Annotated in this window: 16 protein-coding genes; 10 read left to right on the top strand and 6 right to left on the bottom strand. The window is 60.7% G+C overall.

Annotation, left to right across the window (positions count from 1 at the left end):
• Positions 1–15 precede the first annotated feature (15 nt).
• Positions 16–423, bottom strand: a complete 408-nt coding sequence (locus LDN84_RS21930) for a type II toxin-antitoxin system VapC family toxin (RefSeq protein WP_223905963.1) — start codon at positions 421–423, stop codon at positions 16–18.
• A gap of 6 nt (positions 424–429) precedes the next feature.
• Entirely contained in the window at positions 430–729 is a 300-nt protein-coding gene (locus tag LDN84_RS21925; RefSeq protein ID WP_223905961.1) for a type II toxin-antitoxin system Phd/YefM family antitoxin, read from the bottom strand.
• Positions 730–778: 49 nt separating this feature from the next.
• Between LDN84_RS21925 and LDN84_RS21920 the strand changes: the two genes are divergently transcribed.
• The 10 genes from LDN84_RS21920 (at position 779) to LDN84_RS21875 (ending at position 12,984) form a co-directional block, all read left to right on the top strand.
• On the top strand, positions 779–2,587 hold the full coding sequence (locus LDN84_RS21920; protein WP_223905959.1) for an enoyl-CoA hydratase-related protein: 1,809 nt from the start codon (positions 779–781) through the stop codon (positions 2,585–2,587).
• The gene (locus LDN84_RS21915; RefSeq protein ID WP_223905957.1) at positions 2,584–4,062 is read left to right on the top strand and encodes a sigma-54-dependent transcriptional regulator; all 1,479 of its coding nucleotides are present in this window, start codon (positions 2,584–2,586) and stop codon (positions 4,060–4,062) included. Before LDN84_RS21920 ends, LDN84_RS21915 begins: the two co-directional genes overlap by 4 nt.
• Entirely contained in the window at positions 4,055–5,068 is a 1,014-nt protein-coding gene (locus LDN84_RS21910) for an NADH-quinone oxidoreductase subunit B family protein (protein ID WP_223905955.1), read from the top strand. The genes LDN84_RS21915 and LDN84_RS21910 overlap by 8 nt, the downstream gene beginning before the upstream one ends.
• A complete protein-coding gene (locus tag LDN84_RS21905; protein WP_223905953.1) occupies positions 5,065–6,516 on the top strand; it encodes a nickel-dependent hydrogenase large subunit in 1,452 nt (483 codons plus the stop codon). Before LDN84_RS21910 ends, LDN84_RS21905 begins: the two co-directional genes overlap by 4 nt.
• A gap of 14 nt (positions 6,517–6,530) precedes the next feature.
• Entirely contained in the window at positions 6,531–7,889 is a 1,359-nt protein-coding gene (locus LDN84_RS21900; protein ID WP_223905951.1) for a PAS domain-containing sensor histidine kinase, read from the top strand.
• Between the two features lie 194 nt (positions 7,890–8,083).
• Positions 8,084–9,220, top strand: a complete 1,137-nt coding sequence (gene metX / locus LDN84_RS21895) for a homoserine O-succinyltransferase MetX (protein WP_223905949.1) — start codon at positions 8,084–8,086, stop codon at positions 9,218–9,220.
• Complete coding sequence (metW, locus tag LDN84_RS21890; RefSeq protein ID WP_223905946.1) at positions 9,217–9,798, top strand: methionine biosynthesis protein MetW; 582 nt, start codon at positions 9,217–9,219, stop codon at positions 9,796–9,798. Before metX ends, metW begins: the two co-directional genes overlap by 4 nt.
• Entirely contained in the window at positions 9,795–10,838 is a 1,044-nt protein-coding gene (locus LDN84_RS21885; protein WP_223905944.1) for an AbrB family protein, read from the top strand. Before metW ends, LDN84_RS21885 begins: the two co-directional genes overlap by 4 nt.
• 59 nt (positions 10,839–10,897) lie before the next feature.
• A complete protein-coding gene (locus LDN84_RS21880) occupies positions 10,898–11,563 on the top strand; it encodes a response regulator (RefSeq protein ID WP_223905942.1) in 666 nt (221 codons plus the stop codon).
• Positions 11,563–12,984 carry a sensor histidine kinase gene (locus LDN84_RS21875; protein WP_223905940.1) on the top strand — a complete coding sequence of 474 codons (1,422 nt, stop codon included), beginning with the start codon at positions 11,563–11,565 and terminating at the stop codon, positions 12,982–12,984. The genes LDN84_RS21880 and LDN84_RS21875 overlap by 1 nt, the downstream gene beginning before the upstream one ends.
• A 46-nt stretch (positions 12,985–13,030) precedes the next feature.
• Here the strand turns inward: LDN84_RS21875 and LDN84_RS21870 are convergent, their stop codons facing one another.
• Genes LDN84_RS21870 through ntrB form a run of 4 tightly spaced genes read right to left on the bottom strand, consistent with a single transcriptional unit; the run spans position 13,031 to position 16,694 of the window.
• The gene (locus LDN84_RS21870) at positions 13,031–14,467 is read right to left on the bottom strand and encodes a CmpA/NrtA family ABC transporter substrate-binding protein (protein ID WP_223905938.1); all 1,437 of its coding nucleotides are present in this window, start codon (positions 14,465–14,467) and stop codon (positions 13,031–13,033) included.
• Between the two features lie 14 nt (positions 14,468–14,481).
• Positions 14,482–14,925, bottom strand: coding sequence for a cyanase (gene cynS, locus LDN84_RS21865; RefSeq protein ID WP_223905935.1), 444 nt, complete (start codon positions 14,923–14,925; stop codon positions 14,482–14,484).
• A gap of 49 nt (positions 14,926–14,974) precedes the next feature.
• Entirely contained in the window at positions 14,975–15,838 is an 864-nt protein-coding gene (locus LDN84_RS21860; protein WP_223905933.1) for an ABC transporter ATP-binding protein, read from the bottom strand.
• The gene (gene ntrB / locus LDN84_RS21855; RefSeq protein WP_223905931.1) at positions 15,828–16,694 is read right to left on the bottom strand and encodes a nitrate ABC transporter permease; all 867 of its coding nucleotides are present in this window, start codon (positions 16,692–16,694) and stop codon (positions 15,828–15,830) included. The genes LDN84_RS21860 and ntrB overlap by 11 nt, the downstream gene beginning before the upstream one ends.
• Position 16,695 lies beyond the last annotated feature (1 nt).

Genomic DNA, 16,695 nt, shown 5'->3' with positions numbered 1-16,695 from the left:
GGCTTGGTCGGCTTGTTATTCGTCAAACGGGTTCACCACTTGTACGCCGCAGCCCATAAAGTCGCGCACATTGCGTGTAGCCAGCACCAGTTGGTGCTCTATGGCCGTGGCGGCGATCAGCATGTCGGGTGCACTGCGAACAATGCCTTGGGCCTGAAACTGCCCACGCATTGCGCCAGCGCGCTGCGCGATGCTTGGCGTGATGGGGTAAACCGCATGCAGTTGCTCGACCAGCGCATTGAACAAGGTCAATTTGCGGGTGTTGGGCTGCCAAGCCAGGCCAAAGTGCGCCTCTTCCAAAGTGATGGTCGAAATTGCCATCAACTCCACCGACTGCAACCACTGCATCACGCGCGGGTCGGGTGTTTTTTTGACGAATTCGCTGATGACATTTGTGTCCGCAAGAACGATGGTGGCGCTCATGAGGAGTCAGTTTTGGAGAGTGTCAGAAAAAGCATTGCCACGCTGCCATGCCGTTTGCCGTGGCGAAGACGTTGCTGCGTCAAGCCCGGTATCGTCTTGCGGTGCAAATTTTTCTCGCAAGCCCTGCACACGGTCGAACAAGCTCTGCGCATCGGTGCGCGCAGCGGCTTGGTGGCTCGCAAAGTAGTCGGTCGAAACCAGTACTGCCACCGGCTTGTTACGGTTGGTAATAAATTGGGGCTGCTGCTGCGCGAGTGCAATCAAGGACGACAGTTGTTGGCGCGATTGGGCGATTGAAATAGACATAAAGACCTTTCATGCACACATAATATGTACATTATAGACAAATACAAGTATGCGCATCCTCCTGCTTACCCACAGCTTTAACAGCCTGACCCAGCGTCTGTTCGGCCTGCTGCGCCAGCAGGCGCATGAGGTTTCGGTCGAGCTGGACATTGCCGATGTGGTCACCGAAGAAGCGGTGGCACTGTTCAAGCCTGATCTGGTGCTGGCCCCGTTTCTGAAGCGCCGCATTCCTGAATCGGTCTGGTCGCGCACCGTGTGCCTGGTGGTGCACCCCGGCGTGCCGGGTGACCGCGGCCCCAGTGCGCTGGACTGGATGCTGACCCGGGGCGAGGCGCAATGGGGTGTCACGGTGTTGCAGGCGGTGGCCGATTTTGATGCGGGCGAAGTCTGGGCCTGGCAGCCCTTTGACGTGCGGCCACAGGCCAGCAAGTCCAGCATTTACCGGCGCGAGGTCACCAACGCCGCCGTGCAAGCGGTGCTGCGCGCCTTACAAAGATTCGTTGCGGGAAGTTTGCTGCCCAGCGCAGCAGGTTTTTTGGACTCTGACCCCCATCAACCGGGCCACACCGCAACGGTAGGCACATGGAACCCGTTAATGCCCCAAGCCATCCGCCACATCGACTGGACTGCCGACACCACTGCCACGGTGTTGCGCAAAATTGCCGCCGCTGATGGTTCGCCGGGCGTACTGGATGAGCTGTTTTCACAACCTTGCCGTTTGTTTGATGCCCACCCTGCCAGTGCGGCCACCGTGCGCCAATTTGTGGACAGCCCGCCGGGTGCGCTGCTGGCCCGGCGCGGCCCGGCATTGCTCAAACGCACCACAGACGGCGCGGTATGGATCGGCCATGTGCGGCTGGAAAGTGGCCTGCAAGCTCAATGTGACGGTGTTCTCAAACTCGCCGCCACGCGGGTGTTTGCGGCCCCCGCCGCCGCTCTGCCAGAGCTGGCCGTGCCGCTGATGCGGTCTGAGGACGAATGGGACGAACTGCGTTACCACGAAGTGGGCCCTGCGGGCGCACGGGTCGGTTGGCTGGACTTTGAATTCCATAACGGAGCCATGTCGGAGCGCCAATGCCAGCGCCTGTGTGAGGCCTTGCAATGGGTGCGAACACGCCCCACCCAAGTGCTGGTGCTGGCGGGTGGGGCAGACTTCTTTTCCAACGGCATCCACCTGCATGACATTGAGGCGGCCCAGCGTGTGATGGGCGACAGCGCTGCCGATGCCTCCTGGCGCAACATCAACGCCATGAACGATGCCACGCTGCAGGTGCTGACCCTCACCGACCGCATCACCGTGGCTGCGCTGCAGGGCAACGCCGGGGCGGGCGGCTGCTTTCTGGCGCTGGCCGCGGATCTGGTGTGGGCGCACGCTGGCGTGGTGCTTAACCCGCACTACAAAAACATGGGCAATCTGTATGGCTCCGAGTATTGGACGTATTCGCTGCCGCGCCGCATGGGCGAGGCGGCCAGCCGTGCCCTGATGCAGCAGCACTTGCCCTTGAGCGCCCCCGAGGCGCTCGCCCAGGGTTTGCTGGACGACTGCTTTGGCGCTGACCGGGCCGCATTTGTCACCCAGGTGCTGGCCCGCGCGCTGGCCATGGCCGGGGCCAGTGATCTGGCGGCGCGGCTCCAGGCCAAGCAGACGCAACGCGAACGTGATGAAATGCACAAGCCCCTGGCCGACTACCGCGCCGAAGAACTCACTCAGATGAACCGCAATTTTTATGGCTTTGACCCCAGCTACCACGTGGCACGGCATCACTTTGTTTTTCGCAAGCCCCACGCCTGGACCCCGCGTCATCTGGCGCTGCATCGTGAGCTGAAGCCTGCTGCCAGCAGCGCCAAACCGGTATGACCTCCATGCCCCCGTTCATGGTCAACCCGGTGCTGCCGCTGGTCTTGGTGGTTGACGACGAAACCCATTCACTGGAAGCCATTCGGCGTAATCTGGAAGAAGACTTTTCGGTGTTGACCGCCAGCTCCGCCGACGCGGCGCATGCCCTGCTGGAGCAGCATGACGTGAGCGTGATCCTGTGTGACCAGCGTATGCCGGGCACCACCGGGGTCAAGTTTCTCAAAAGTGTGCGTGAGCAGTGGCCGGACACGGTGCGTATCATCATCTCGGGCTACACCGATTCACAAGACATCATTGCCGGCATCAACGAAGCAGGCATCTACCAATACGTGCCCAAGCCCTGGCTGCCTGAGCACTTGCTGGCCACGGTGGCCAATGCGGTCGAGGCCCGCACGCTGCAGATGCAGACCCAGCGGTTGAACCTGGAGTTACGCACCAGCGCCCCGGTGCTGCGCCAGCGCAAACAGGCTTCGCTGGTGAATGCCCATGCGGCCTTTGACTTTGACAGCATGGTGCGTGCACCCGGTAGCCCGCTGGATGCGGTGTGTGAAATGGCAGCCCGCGTGGCCCGGTATGACCTGTCGGTGCTGGTCACGGGCGAATCCGGCACCGGCAAAGAGCTGCTGGCGCGCGCCATCCACTACGCCAGCCCGCGCAGTGAGCGGGCGTTTGTGATGGAAAACTGCGCCGCCATGTCCGACACGCTGCTGGAGTCCGAGCTGTTTGGTCACAAGCGTGGCGCGTTCACCGGGGCCTTTGAAGACCATGTGGGCCTGTTCCAGCGGGCCGATGGAGGCACCATTTTTCTGGATGAAATTGGCGACACCTCACCGGCCTTCCAGGTCAAGCTGCTGCGTGTGTTGCAAGAGGGCGAAGTGCGCCCGGTGGGGGCCAGCCGCGCGGTGCTGGTGAATGTGCGGGTGATTGCCGCCACCCACCGCGACCTGGATGAGGACGTGCGCTGCGGCCGCTTCCGCGAAGACCTGTATTACCGCATTGCCAGCCTGACGCTGTCTGTGCCGCCGCTGCGTGAGCGCAGTGCCGACATCTTGCCGATTGCCCACATGTTGCTGGCCCGGGCAGGTCAGGAGTTGGGTTGCCCGCAGGTGCGCTTTGCCAAAGATCTGCCTGCCAATCTGCTGGCGCATTCCTGGCCCGGCAATATCCGCGAACTCAAGAACGAGATTTACCGCGCCGTGGCGTTGTCGGATGGCGAAACGGTGTCGGCCACCTCGTTATCACCGCGTGTGCTGTATGGCCAACCCGGCAAGGCCGCGGCCTTGCCGTCCAGTGGTCTGGCATCAACCGGCAGCCTGCAGGAGCGTCTGGATGCGATTGAGGCGGTGATCCTGCGTGAAACCATGCTGCGCCACCGTTGGAACAAAACCCATGCAGCCCAGGAGCTGGGCTTGTCGCGCGTGGGTTTGCGGCAAAAATTGGCCCGCCTGGGTCTGGAGGGACAAGCCCATGGCTAAAGAAGCTTTTAACGTGTTGTGGCTGCAGTCGGGCGGCTGCGGCGGCTGCAGCATGTCACTGCTGTGTGCCGACACCGCCGATTTTCGGGGGCAGTTGCGCCAGGCGGGTATCCACCTGCTGTGGCATCCATCGCTGTCATTAGAGACGGCGCAGGAAGCGCTGGAAGTGATCCAGTCCTGTCTGAGTGGTCAAACGCCTTTGCATGCGCTGTGTATTGAGGGCTCCATCTTGCGTGGCCCCGAGGGCACGGGCCGGTTTCACCTGCTGGCCGGCACGCAAGAGCCGATGCTGGCCTGGGTACAGCGTCTGAGCGCCATGGCTCAGCACGTGGTGGCCATCGGCACCTGTGCCGCTTTTGGCGGCATCACGGCGGCAGGCAGCAACCCCACCGATGCCTGTGGCTTGCAGTATGAAGGGGATCAACCGGGCGGCTTGTTGGGGCGTGACTGGCGCAGCCGCTCGGGTTTGCCGGTGATCAATGTGGCAGGTTGCCCCACGCACCCCGGCTGGGTGCTGGAAACCCTGGCCGCGCTGGCCGACCCACAGTCCCTGTCGGCCGACCAGCTTGATGCCCTGGGCCGCCCGCGTTTTTACAGCGACCAGCTGGTGCACCACGGCTGCACCCGCAACGAGTTTTACGAATACAAGGCCAGTGCCGAAGCACCGGGTGACCTGGGTTGCATGATGGAAAACATGGGCTGCAAGGGCACCCAGGCCCATGCCGACTGCAACATCCGCCTGTGGAACGGTGAAGGCTCTTGTGTGCGCGGCGGCTACGCCTGTATCAGCTGCACCGAGCCAGGGTTTGAAGAACCCGGCCACCGGTTTGACCAAACCCCCAAGGTGGCGGGTATTCCAATTGGTTTGCCGACCGACATGCACAAAGCCTGGTTTGTGGCGCTGGCATCACTGTCAAAATCGGCCACGCCCAAGCGGGTCAAACTCAACGCCACCTCCAGCCATGTGGTGGTCGCCCCCATGATCAAGAAAACACGCCTGAAATGACACGCTTGCTGCTAGGCCCTTTTAACCGGGTTGAAGGTGACCTGGAGGTACGCCTGGACGTGGCCGATGGCCAGGTCAGCCAGGCCTGGGTGAATGCCCCGATGTACCGCGGTTTTGAGCAGATATTGCAAGGCAAACACCCGCTGGATGCCATGGTTTATGTGCCGCGTATTTGTGGCATTTGCTCGGTCACCCAATCGGTGGCGGCGGCGCGGGCGCTGGCCGCCGCCTGTGGGGTGACACCGCCGCCCAACGGCCAGCTGCTGACCGACCTGATGCTGGCTTGTGAAAACGCTGCCGATCATCTGACACATTTCTACCTGTTCTTCATGCCCGACTTCACCCGCGAGGTGTATGCCCACCGGCCCTGGCATACGCAGGCGGTGCAAGGCTTTTCCACCGTGTCTGGCGCACATGCCCGCGAGGCGGTGGCGGTGCGCCAGCGCTGGCTGCAGATCATGGGCACGCTGGGTGGCAAGTGGCCCCATACCCAGTCGATTGTTCCTGGTGGGTCGACCCGCAGCATCAGCAGTTCCGAGCGCTACCGGCTGGGTGTCCATGTGGCCGAGATGCGCAGCTTTCTGGAGCGTGTGCTTTACGCTGCCCCACTGGAGGAAGTGGTGGCGCTGAGCAGTGAGGAAGCCCTCGCACAGTGGCATGCCAGCAACCCGCTCGTGGGCGACCTGCGGCTGTTTCTGAGCATTGCGCAAGACCTGGGGCTGGAGCATTTGGGGCGTGGTCCCGACCTGACCCTGAGTTATGGGGCCTTTGCCGAGCAGGATGGTGCACACGCCATGGCCCCAGGTGTATGGAATGGTCAGACGCTGCAAGCGGTCAACATCGCGCACATTGCCGAAGATGCCCGCCACGCCTGGCTGGCGGATGACGGTGCGGCTTTGCCGCCGGCCATCGGCCTGACCCTGCCGCAGATTCACAAGCCTGAGGCCTACACCTGGAACAAGGCCCCCCGGCTGGACGGCCAGGTGCTGGAAACCGGGGCGCTGGCACGCCAGCTGGCCAACGGGCAGCCCTTGATCCGTGCGCTGTGGCAGCGCAACCGTGGCAATGTGTTGACCCGTGTGCTGGCCCGGTCGATGGAGTTGGCCCGGCTGGTGCTGTTGGCCGAACATATTTTGCGCAGCCTCCAACCTGGGGCCGAGTGCTGCGTGGAAATACAGTTGCCAGAGCATGCTGATGCCTATGGGCTGTGCGAAGCGGCGCGCGGCAGCCTGGGCCACTGGTTGTCCATCCGTGAGGGGCATATTCACAACTACCAGATCATCGCCCCCACCAGCTGGAATTTCTCACCCCGTGACCGCGCCGGCATACCCGGTGCGCTGGAAGCGGCATTGGTGGGTGCGCCGGTGGCTGAGGGCGACAAAACGCCGGTGGCGGTACAACACATCGTGCGTTCCTTTGACCCCTGCATGGTGTGCACCGTGCATTGAATGGACGGCCACCCATGGAGTTACCCCGGCCGCCCGATCTGATGTCCGTTCCGCGCCCTCTGGATGGGTTGGACGACGGGGCCTGGCTGGATGTGATCCAGAAAATGGACGAGGTCTATTCACGCCTGCTGGCCGACGAGGTGGCGCTGGAGCAGAAAAATGCCCAGCTGGAGGCCTCACAACAACTGGTGTACAGCCTGTTGTCGTCGATGTCAGACGTGCTGGTGGCGGCTGATGCCCAAGGCCAGATTGAGCAAACCAACCAGGCCTTGTGTGAACTGGTGGGCAGCACCGATGCGGCGCTGATGGGGGTGCCCATGCACAGCTTGCTGTACCACGGCCAGGGTGCCGACTTGCTGCAGGGCATGATGCAGCGCACCACCCATTTGCGCCAGGGTGATACGGTGGAGCTGATGCTGCGTGACCGTGCCGGGCAGTCCGTGCCGGTGGACTTCACCGTGACCCCGCGTTATGACGGTCGGCGGCGTTGTGTCGGTTATGTGTTTGTGGGCCGGCCCATGGCCGAGATCAAACGCGCTTACCGGCAATTACACGAGGCACACGAAGCCCTGAAACGCACCCAGCAGCAACTGTTGCATGCCGAAAAAATGTCCTCGCTGGGCCGCCTGGTGGCGGGTGTGGCGCATGAACTCAACAACCCGATCAGCTTTGTGCTGGGCAATGTGCATGTGCTCAACCGCTACACCACCCGGCTGCGCCAATACCTGGATGCGGTGCACGCCGAAGCGGCTCTGAGCCACAACCCGGAACTCATGGTGCTGGCTCAAAAACTGCGCATCGAGCCGATTTTGCGTGACCTCCCGTCGTTGATGGATGGCACCATCGAAGGTGCACAACGCACGGCCAGCATCGTCGATGGGCTCAAGCGTTTCTCCGCTCTGGACGGTGAAGAGCGCGAAGTGGTGGATGTGAACGCGGTCATTGAGCGCGCCATTCACTGGGTACGCACCGGCATGAAGCTCGACTTTGATGTGGAGTTGCAAGCCTGTCCGGGTTGTGTGGTGCTGGGCAACGCCGGGCAACTGTTACAGGTGCTGATGAACCTGATTCAGAATGCCTATGATGCCGCCAGTGCCCTGCCCGATGTGACCCCGGTGCTCAAGATCAAGGCCCGGCGCGAGGCCTGCTGGCTGGAGATACAACTACACGACAACGGCCCAGGTATTGCGCCGGAGGCGATGTCCAGCATCTTCGAGCCGTTTTTCACCACCAAACCCGTGGGCAAAGGCACCGGCCTGGGGCTGTCCATCAGCTATGGCATTGTCGAACGCCATGCGGGCACCCTGACTGCCCACAACCATCCCCAGGGCGGGGCTGAATTTGTATTGCGCTTGCCTGCCGTCCAGAAATAACCCGTGTACCGATGACCTGCAGATCCCGGAGCAACCCCCTCTTGCTGAGCTGGTTAACAGCGCATGCCAAGAGACCTGCCCGCTGCATTGATATACTGCAAGTGCGCCGATTTGCCAGAATTGCGGGCGCTTAATAAATTCCGCTAAAGATGCCTGCCAAATCGGTTTTGCCTTTAGCGATATGAAGCACAGACATGATCGCTACACCTCAATCCATGCGTTTCGACGCGGCTTTGCCCCTGCAAAGCGGCGCAAGTTTGCGTGACTATTCCCTGAGCTTTGAGACCTACGGTGAACTCAACGCCAGCCGTTCCAATGCGGTGCTGATCTGCCATGCGCTCAATGCCTCACACCATGTGGCTGGTGTGTATGCGGGGCAGGCCAAGTCCGAGGGCTGGTGGGACAACATGATCGGCCCCGGCAAGGCACTGGATACCAACAAGTTTTTTGTGATTGGCATCAACAACCTGGGTTCGTGTTTTGGCTCCACCGGCCCGATGCACACCAACCCTGACACCAACCAGATTTATGGTGCAGATTTCCCCGTGGTCACGGTAGAGGACTGGGTGGATGCCCAGGCCCGGCTGCTGGATGCTTTGGGCATCCAGACCCTGGCTGCGGTCATGGGTGGCAGCCTGGGCGGCATGCAGACCCTGAGCTGGACACTGCAATACCCGGACCGGGTGCGCCACGCCCTGGTGATTGCCAGCGCCCCCAATCTGACGGCCGAGAACATTGCCTTCAACGAAGTGGCCCGGCGAGCCATCACCACCGACCCCGATTTTCATGGTGGCCACTTTTACCAACACGGCACCGTGCCCAAACGCGGCTTGCGCATAGCCCGCATGATTGGTCACATCACCTACCTGAGTGATGATGTGATGAACGAAAAATTTGGCCGCCAGCTGGTGGCCGCCAGCCAGGGCGACGCCGAGCGCAATTTCTTTTTCAGCACGCTGGAGGCCGAGTTCCAGATTGAGAGCTACCTGCGCTACCAGGGCGACAAGTTTGCCGAATACTTTGATGCCAACACCTATCTGCTGATCACCCGCGCGCTGGACTACTTTGATCCGGCGCGGGCCTATGGCGGCAACCTGAGTCTGGCCCTGGCACGCGCCAAGGCCAAGTTCCTGCTGGTGAGCTTCACCACCGATTGGCGCTTTTCGCCCAAACGCAGCCGGGAGATTGTCAAGGCCTTGCTCGACAACAAACGCGACGTGAGTTATGCCGAAATCAACGCACCTCACGGGCATGATGCCTTTTTGCTGGATGATGCCCGTTATATCAGCGTCGTTAGCTCCTATTTTAATAGTATTGAGGTGGTGGCATGAGTGATCCCCTTTTGATGCAGGCACTGGCCCAACTGGTGCCACACGGTTCGCGTGTGCTGGACTTGGGCTGTGGTGACGGGGCCATGCTGGCACATTTGAAAGCCACACGCGGCTGCAGCGGCTACGGCATCGAGATTGACGATGCCAACGTGCTGGCCTGTGTCAAACGTGGCGTGAACGTCATCCAGCTTAATCTGGATGAAGGTTTGTCGATGTTTGAAGATGCCTCGTTTGACGTGGTGCTGCAAATTGACACCTTGCAGCACTTGCGCAACGCGGAGGTGATGTTGCGTGAAACCGTGCGTGTGGGGCGTGTGGGCATCGTGGCCTTCCCCAATTTTGCCCATTGGCCCAACCGCCTGAGTGTGCTTCAAGGCCGTATGCCGGTGACCAAACGCCTGCCTTACCAATGGTTTGATACGCCCAACATTCGCGTGGGAACCCATGCCGACCTGGGTGTGCTGGCGGCACGTAATGGCTTGACGGTGCTGGACAGCTTTGGCCTGCAGGGTAGTGAAATCGTGCGCTGGTTGCCCAATTTACTCGCGGGCACGTCGGTTTACAAGCTTGCCAAGTGAGTCCCAGCGTTTCAACCGGCGTGCGCTGGGCCGCTTTGCTGCTGCTCAGCGGGCTGTTTGGTGGCTTGCTCCAGGCGCTGCATTTCCCGGCAGGGGTACTGCTGGGGTGCATGGTGGCGGCCATTTTGCTGGCGCTGCAATGGACACCACTGGAACTTCCTAAATTCGTTTTTGTTCTGGCGCAAGCGGTGTTGGGGTGCCTGATGGCGCAAAGCATGAAGCCCGCCGCATTGCACCATGTGCTGGGGCAGTGGCCCGTGTTTTTGGGTGTCAATCTCTTGGTGATTGCGGCAGGTGGCTTGTTGGGCTGGTTGCTGGTGCGTCGCCATGTTCTGCCGGGAACCACCGCGTTGTGGGGGATTGCGCCAGGGGCGGCATCGGCAATGGTTTTGATGGCCGAGAGTTATGGTGCCGACATGCGCCTGGTGGCCTTCATGCAGTACACCCGTGTGGTGCTGGTGACTGCCGTGGCCGCCTGGGTCGCGCATCTGGCCATGTCGGTCGGGGCAACACCTACCTTGCATCCTCCGGTAGCGGAGTTGCCCACGTTGCAACACGTGTTTGCCACTTTGTCGCTGGTGGTTGTGTCTGCCGCACTCGCCCAGAGGCTGAACATTCCGGCAGGGGGCATGGTGCTGGCCTTGGTGGTCGGAACCGGCCTGCAGGCATTGGGTGTGCTGGTGATTGAACTGCCGGCGTTTCTGCTGGGTCTGGCCTACGCGGTGATTGGCTGGAGTATTGGCATGCGTTTCACCCGCCCGATCCTGATGCATGCCATGGCGGCCTTGCCCATGGTGTTGGCGGCCATTGCCGCCTTGATGGGCTTGGGCCTGGTACTGGCTTTGCTGTTGGTGTGGCTGGCCGGTGTGGCCCCGTTGACCGCGTACCTGGCCACCAGTCCGGGCGGTGCCGATTCGGTGGTGGTGATTGCAGCCACCAGTGCGGTGGATGCCGGTTTTGTCATGGCCATGCAACTGGTGCGCTTTTTGATGGTGCTGGTGTTGGGGCCGCAGGTGACCGCATGGTTGGCCAAGCGGTAAATGCTTCGCTCTGACCTTGGTCTTAAACTCCAATTTTTCCACCCCCACCCCTTCACTTTATGCGCATACTTCTGGCAGAAGACGAGCAGGCGCTGGCCACTTGGCTGATACAGGCTTTGCAACAAAGCCAATTCCAGGTGGACTGGGTGAATGATGGTCGCCTGGTGCGCAAAAGTCTCAAGGCAACCCGTTACGATGCGCTGATTCTTGACCTGGGCCTGCCGGGACGTGACGGCCATGATGTGCTGGCCGAGTTGCGTGATGCGGACTTGCGTGTGCCGGTCTTGATCCTGACCGCACGGGATTCGTTGATGGAACGAGTCAGCACCTTGCGCGAAGGGGCTGACGATTTTCTGGCCAAGCCCTTTGAATTGGCCGAGCTGGAAGCTCGCTTGCTGGCGCTGATACGCCGCTCCCGTGGCAGCGAGCACCCCCGTTTTGCCTGTGGCCCGCTGGTGTATGACCCGGTTGGCCAGCAGTTGCTGCTTAAACATGTGCCGATGAGCCTGACCCCACGCGAACATGCGGCCTTGTGCGCCCTGGTGCAGCACAGTGGTGAGCCTTTGTCCAAGCGCGACATCATGGAGCGCGTGTTCTCGGATGAAGTTGATGTTCAACCCGAGGCCATTGAGGTGCTGATCCACCGCCTGCGCAAGCGCCTGGAACACACGCCTTTGCACATCACCACCCTGCGTGGTCTGGGTTACGTGCTGGAAAGTGACTGATGTTGAATGCCTTGCACCGCCTGAGCCTGCGGCGCATTTTGCTGCTGGCGTTGTTGCCGGGTGTGGTGCTGGTGATGGGTTTGGAGATTGTGGTGAGTTGGCGCACCGCCCTGGGTGCTGCCAATGCGGCTTATGACCGCTCTTTGCTGGGTGCGATCAAGGCGATGGATTCCAACATTTCCACTGCCAGCGGCGGTTTGTCGGTGGAGCTACCCTATCGTCTGCTGGAGTTTTTTGAGCTCACGGCCAATGGCCGGGTGTTCTACCGCGTCGCCAGTGGTGACGGACTGGTTGAAATTGGCAACAGTGATCTGCCCGCATCCCCCCAACCGCTGGTGAACGGCCAGCCGCAGTTCAGCGACGCGGTGTACTACGGGGAGCCGATCCGCCTGGGCTCTTATGCACGGGCGCTGTCACAACCCTTGTCGGGTGGTTCGAACTCCAGCCAGGTGGTGATCCAGATTGGTGAAACGCTGGAAAGCCGCCAAGACTTCACCCGCCGTCTGGTGATGGAGGCGCTGGCACGGGATTTTTTGCTGCTGGTGGCCGGGCTGGTGTTGTTGATCATGGCGGTGCATTGGTCCTTGCTTCCGCTGCAACGCTTGCGCCAGGAGGTTTTGCAGCGTGATCCGCAAGATCTGACCCCGCTGAACGCACGCAACATTACCCAGGATGTGCAACCCTTGGTGGAAGCCATCAATCACCATGTGATGCGTTACCGTGAAGCCATGGAGGCGCGGCGGATGTTTATCGACGATGCCTCACACCAGCTGCGCACACCTTTGACCACACTCGCCACGCAAGTTGGTTTTGCATTGAGAGAACCGGATGAAGTGCGCATGAAACAAGCGCTAGGCGCTATCAAAACTCAAGTTGAAGAGACGATTCGCCAAACCAACCAGATGTTGTCCCTGGCGCGTGCCGATACCCTGGACTGGCGCATGGAGCCATGTGACTTGTTGGTGTTGGCGCAAGACATCACCCGCGCGGCTTGGCCCGCAGCCAGGGAGAAGCAGATTGATCTGGGCTTTGAACCACTTGGGGCGGGTCTGGTTGGTGCCCACCCCGGCCTGCTGAAGGAGGCGTTAAGCAACCTGCTGCACAACGCCATTCACCATACCCCCATGGGGGCCAAAGTGACGGTCCAAGCTGGCCTGGAACCTTTGGCGGGCGACACATCTGGCAGGCAGCAGGCCATCTTGCGTGTGATCGACAACGGTCACGGCATGTCAACGGCAGAGCTGGCGCATGCCGGTGAGCGATTTTTCCGGGGTGGCTCCAGTCATGCCAGCGGCTCCGGGCTGGGTCTGGCCATAGCCAAAGCCATTGCCCAGCGTCATGGGGGAGTTTTGTACCTGCATCCCACCAGCGCCGAGTCCGGCTCACCGGGCCTGACGGCCACCTTGTGTTGGCCTCGGTGACTTTGGATGGGCGGCTTGATGTGTCAGGGAACCATTCTCCTGTTGGTCATGTCATGTTGTGAATCACAAACCCCTTGAGGTAGTCCTCCGGGGTGGCCGGGTCAAAGGTTTTGCCCATGATGCGGTGCTTGCGGTAGGCACCATCAGGTGCACGCCAGCCCGACATGGCCATCTGCTTTTTGGCATCGGTGAGCATGAAGACTTTTTCGGCAATCTGCTGGTAGTTCACCTCAGCCTTCAGGTAGCCCCAGCGCTTCATTTGTGTCAGCATCCACACCGCCATCGACTGCCAGGGAATCGGGTCAAACAGCACCCGGTCGGGCACGTTGCGGCTGTTGCCCAGGCCATCGTCAAAGCGGCCAGTCATGATCTGCGTGAGTAATTCTTCGGGTTGGTTCAAATAGGGCGCAGGTGCAATGGCTTTGACGATCTGCTCACGTGATCCGGGTTGGCTGGCCAGTACCGAAGCGCTGATGATGGCCCGGTACAGCGCCGCAAAGCTGTTGGGGTTTTTCTGGATGAACTCGGTGCTGGTGCCAAACGCACAGCAGGGGTGACCGTCCCAGATGTCTTTGGTCAGCAGGTGGATAAACCCCACGCCGTCAAACACGGCGCGCTGGTTAAACGGCTCAGGCCCAAGGAAGCCGTCGATGTTGCCCGCTTTAAGCTCGGCCACCATTTGTGGCGGTGGCACCAGCTTGAGCTGCACGTCGCGCTCAGGGTGCAGGCCGTGCTCAGCCAGGTAGTAGCGCAGCAGGAAGTTGTGGATCGAAAACTCGAACGGAATGCCCAGCTTGAAGCCTTTCCAGTTCTTCGGGTCGCGGTTGGCCTTGTGCCGCTGGTGCAGGGTAATGGCCTGCCCGTTGGTGTTCTGGATCGAGGCCACATGCATGCCGGAAGCGCCAGAGCCCAGGCCCAATGACATGGCCAGCGGCATGGGGGAGAGAAAGTGCGACGCATCATGCTCGCGATTGAGCATCTTGTCGCGGATGGTGCCCCAGCCCGCGGTTTTGATCAGTTGAACGTTCAGCCCTTCTTTCTTGTAGAGGCCCAGCGGGTCGGCCATGATCAGCGGCGTGGCGCAGGTGATGGCAATAAAACCAAGTTTCAGGTCTTTTTTCTCAGGCATGCCGTGGTCTTGTGCCATGGCTTGCAAACTGGTCAGCGCCCCGGCGGGCAGGGCGGCGGCAATGGCAGCGCGGGCGGTGCCGGCCCCCACCGCTTGCAGAAAGCGCCGACGCAAGCCGTCGTGCGGAAAAATCGCCTTGACCAGGCTGGCTTCCATCAGGCGGTTCTGATGCTGCTCAATTTGTGTGGCGACACTGGGTACGGCCCGTGTTGGGGCGGTACGCGGCGCAGGCGGGGCGGTGGGCGTGGCCGTTGTTTGGGTACAGGAAAACAAGGCATGCCGGGCTCCACAAGTGCAGGCCAACGCCATGGGCTGGTCGGGGTCGTAGAGGTCGCGGGTGGTGTTGCTCGGCATGCGCTGACTCCGATTCAATACTGTTTGTAAGGCAGGAATTTGCCCGACAACACCACGTTAACGCGGTCACCTTTGGGGTCGGCTTCACGCACAATGTCCATCGAGAAGTCAATGGCGCTCATGATGCCGTCGCCAAATTCCTCGTGGATCAGTTCCTTGATGGTGGTGCCGTAGACGCTGACAATTTCATACCAGCGGTAGATCAGCGGGTCGGTCGGCACGGGTGTCGGCAGCGAGCCTTTGTAGGGCACCACTTGCAGCCATTTTTGCTCTTCCACGGTCAGGCCAAAAATCTTGCCCACAATCTTCGCCTGCTCGGCATCCAGTGTCATCTGGCCCAGGCAAGCGGCGGTGACCCATTCCTTGGACAAGCCCACTTTCTTGGCCACTGCATCCCATTTGATGCCCTTGGAGACTTTGGTGCTGATGATTTTTTCGGTAACTTCGAGACGGTTCATGGTGACTCCTGTAGAGGTGAGTGGGGTTGAATAAATGAAGAAAACAAAGTTAATGCGCAATGGCGCGTGACACCAAAAAGTCGACCACGTGGTTGCGCAGTTCGTAATAGCCGTCCAGGTGGTGCAGGTTGGCACGCACCCGGCTGCGGGGTAGTGGGTTGACCACCACCTCGGCCATGCCACCAGGCGTGTAGCCCTGGGCCGATTCGTTGCCGTTGCTCATCAGCAGAATGCGGTCGGCCAGCAAAATGGCTTCGTCCACATCGTGGGTGATCATGAACACGGTTTGCTGCGTCTGGCGCACGATGCTCATCAGCTCGTCCTGGATCGTGCCGCGGGTCAGCGCGTCGAGTGCGCCAAATGGTTCATCGAGCAACAGCATCTTCGGGCTGATGCAAAAGGCGCGGGCAATACCTACCCGCTGCTTCATGCCGCCTGAGAGTTGCGACGGTTTTTTGTCGATGGCCGGGCTCAAACCCACCATGGCGACAAACTTTTCCACATGGGCATTGACTTCGGCGTGGCCCCAGTCCGGCCAGCGCGATTTCACGGCAAAGGCAATGTTCTGGCGCACCGTCAGCCAGGGCATCAGCGCGTGGCTCTGGAACACCACACCACGCTCCAGGCTCGGGCCGGTGACTTCGCGGCCATCCATAAAGACGTTGCCGGTGGTGGCCGTGTCCAGCCCCGCCAGCACGTTCAGGATGGTGGTTTTGCCACAACCCGAGTGGCCGATGATGCAGGCAAACTCACCCCGAGTGAGTGAGAAGCTGACATCGGCAAACACCGGTTTGGTGGGTACAAAGGCTTTGCTGAGCCCTTCGATCTGGAGCAATGCGTTCACGTTGGAGGTCTTTCCTTGAGGTAGGGCGTAAGGGACGACAGGTGTTCGTAAAGAGGTGTCACTCCACATAGGTCACCATCTTCTGGATGTGGCCAAACAACAGGTCCAGCAGCATGCCCACCACACCAATCACACCAATGGCAAAAATCACGTTGGGCAAGGAGAGGTTGTTCCACTCGTTCCAGACAAAGTAACCAATGCCGGTGCCACCCACCAGCATCTCGGCGGCCACAATGACCAGCCAGGCAATACCCATGCTGATGCGCATGCCGGTCAGAATGGTCGGGGCGGCTGCGGGCAAGATCACCTGAAACGCCGTGCGCAGCGGGTTCACCTCCAGCGTGCGGGCCACGTTGAGCCATTCCCGCTTGACCGCGGCCACACCAAAGGCGGTGTTCACCAGCATCGGCCAGATCGAGCAGATGAAGATCACAAAAATGCCGCTGGCCGACGAGTCCTTGATGGTGTAGAGCGCCAGCGGCATCCAGGCCAGCGGGCTGATGGGTTTGAGCACCTGAATAAACGGGTCAAAAGCCTTGCGCATCAGCGGTGACATGCCAATCACAAAGCCCAGTGGAATCGCCACCAGCATGGCTAGTACAAAGCCCAGCCCAACCCGGCCCAGTGAATGGCCCAGCTGGATGGCAATGCCTTTGTCATTGGGCCCGTTGTCATAAAACGGGTTTGACAGATGCCCCCAGATGGCCGTGCCCATCTGACCCAGTGTGGGAAAACCCGTGGCCTTGGCGCTGCCGGGGTCTTTGCCCATCATCTTGGCGTACTCGATTTGCTCAGGAGTCATACCCGCCGAGCTGTTGGCCGCTGCGCTGGCGCTGGTGGCCACGTACCAGATGCCCAGCACCACCAGCAGGATCAGTACCGACAGCAAAGCCGCCCGAAAGTTGAGGGAGCGCTGGGCGTTCATC

The sequence above is a fragment of the Rhodoferax lithotrophicus genome, assembly GCF_019973615.1.
Classification (GTDB): Bacteria; Pseudomonadota; Gammaproteobacteria; order Burkholderiales; family Burkholderiaceae_C; genus Rhodoferax; species Rhodoferax lithotrophicus.
Note: the sequence above shows the minus strand (reverse complement) of the source record. Positions and strands in the feature narration are given on the sequence as shown.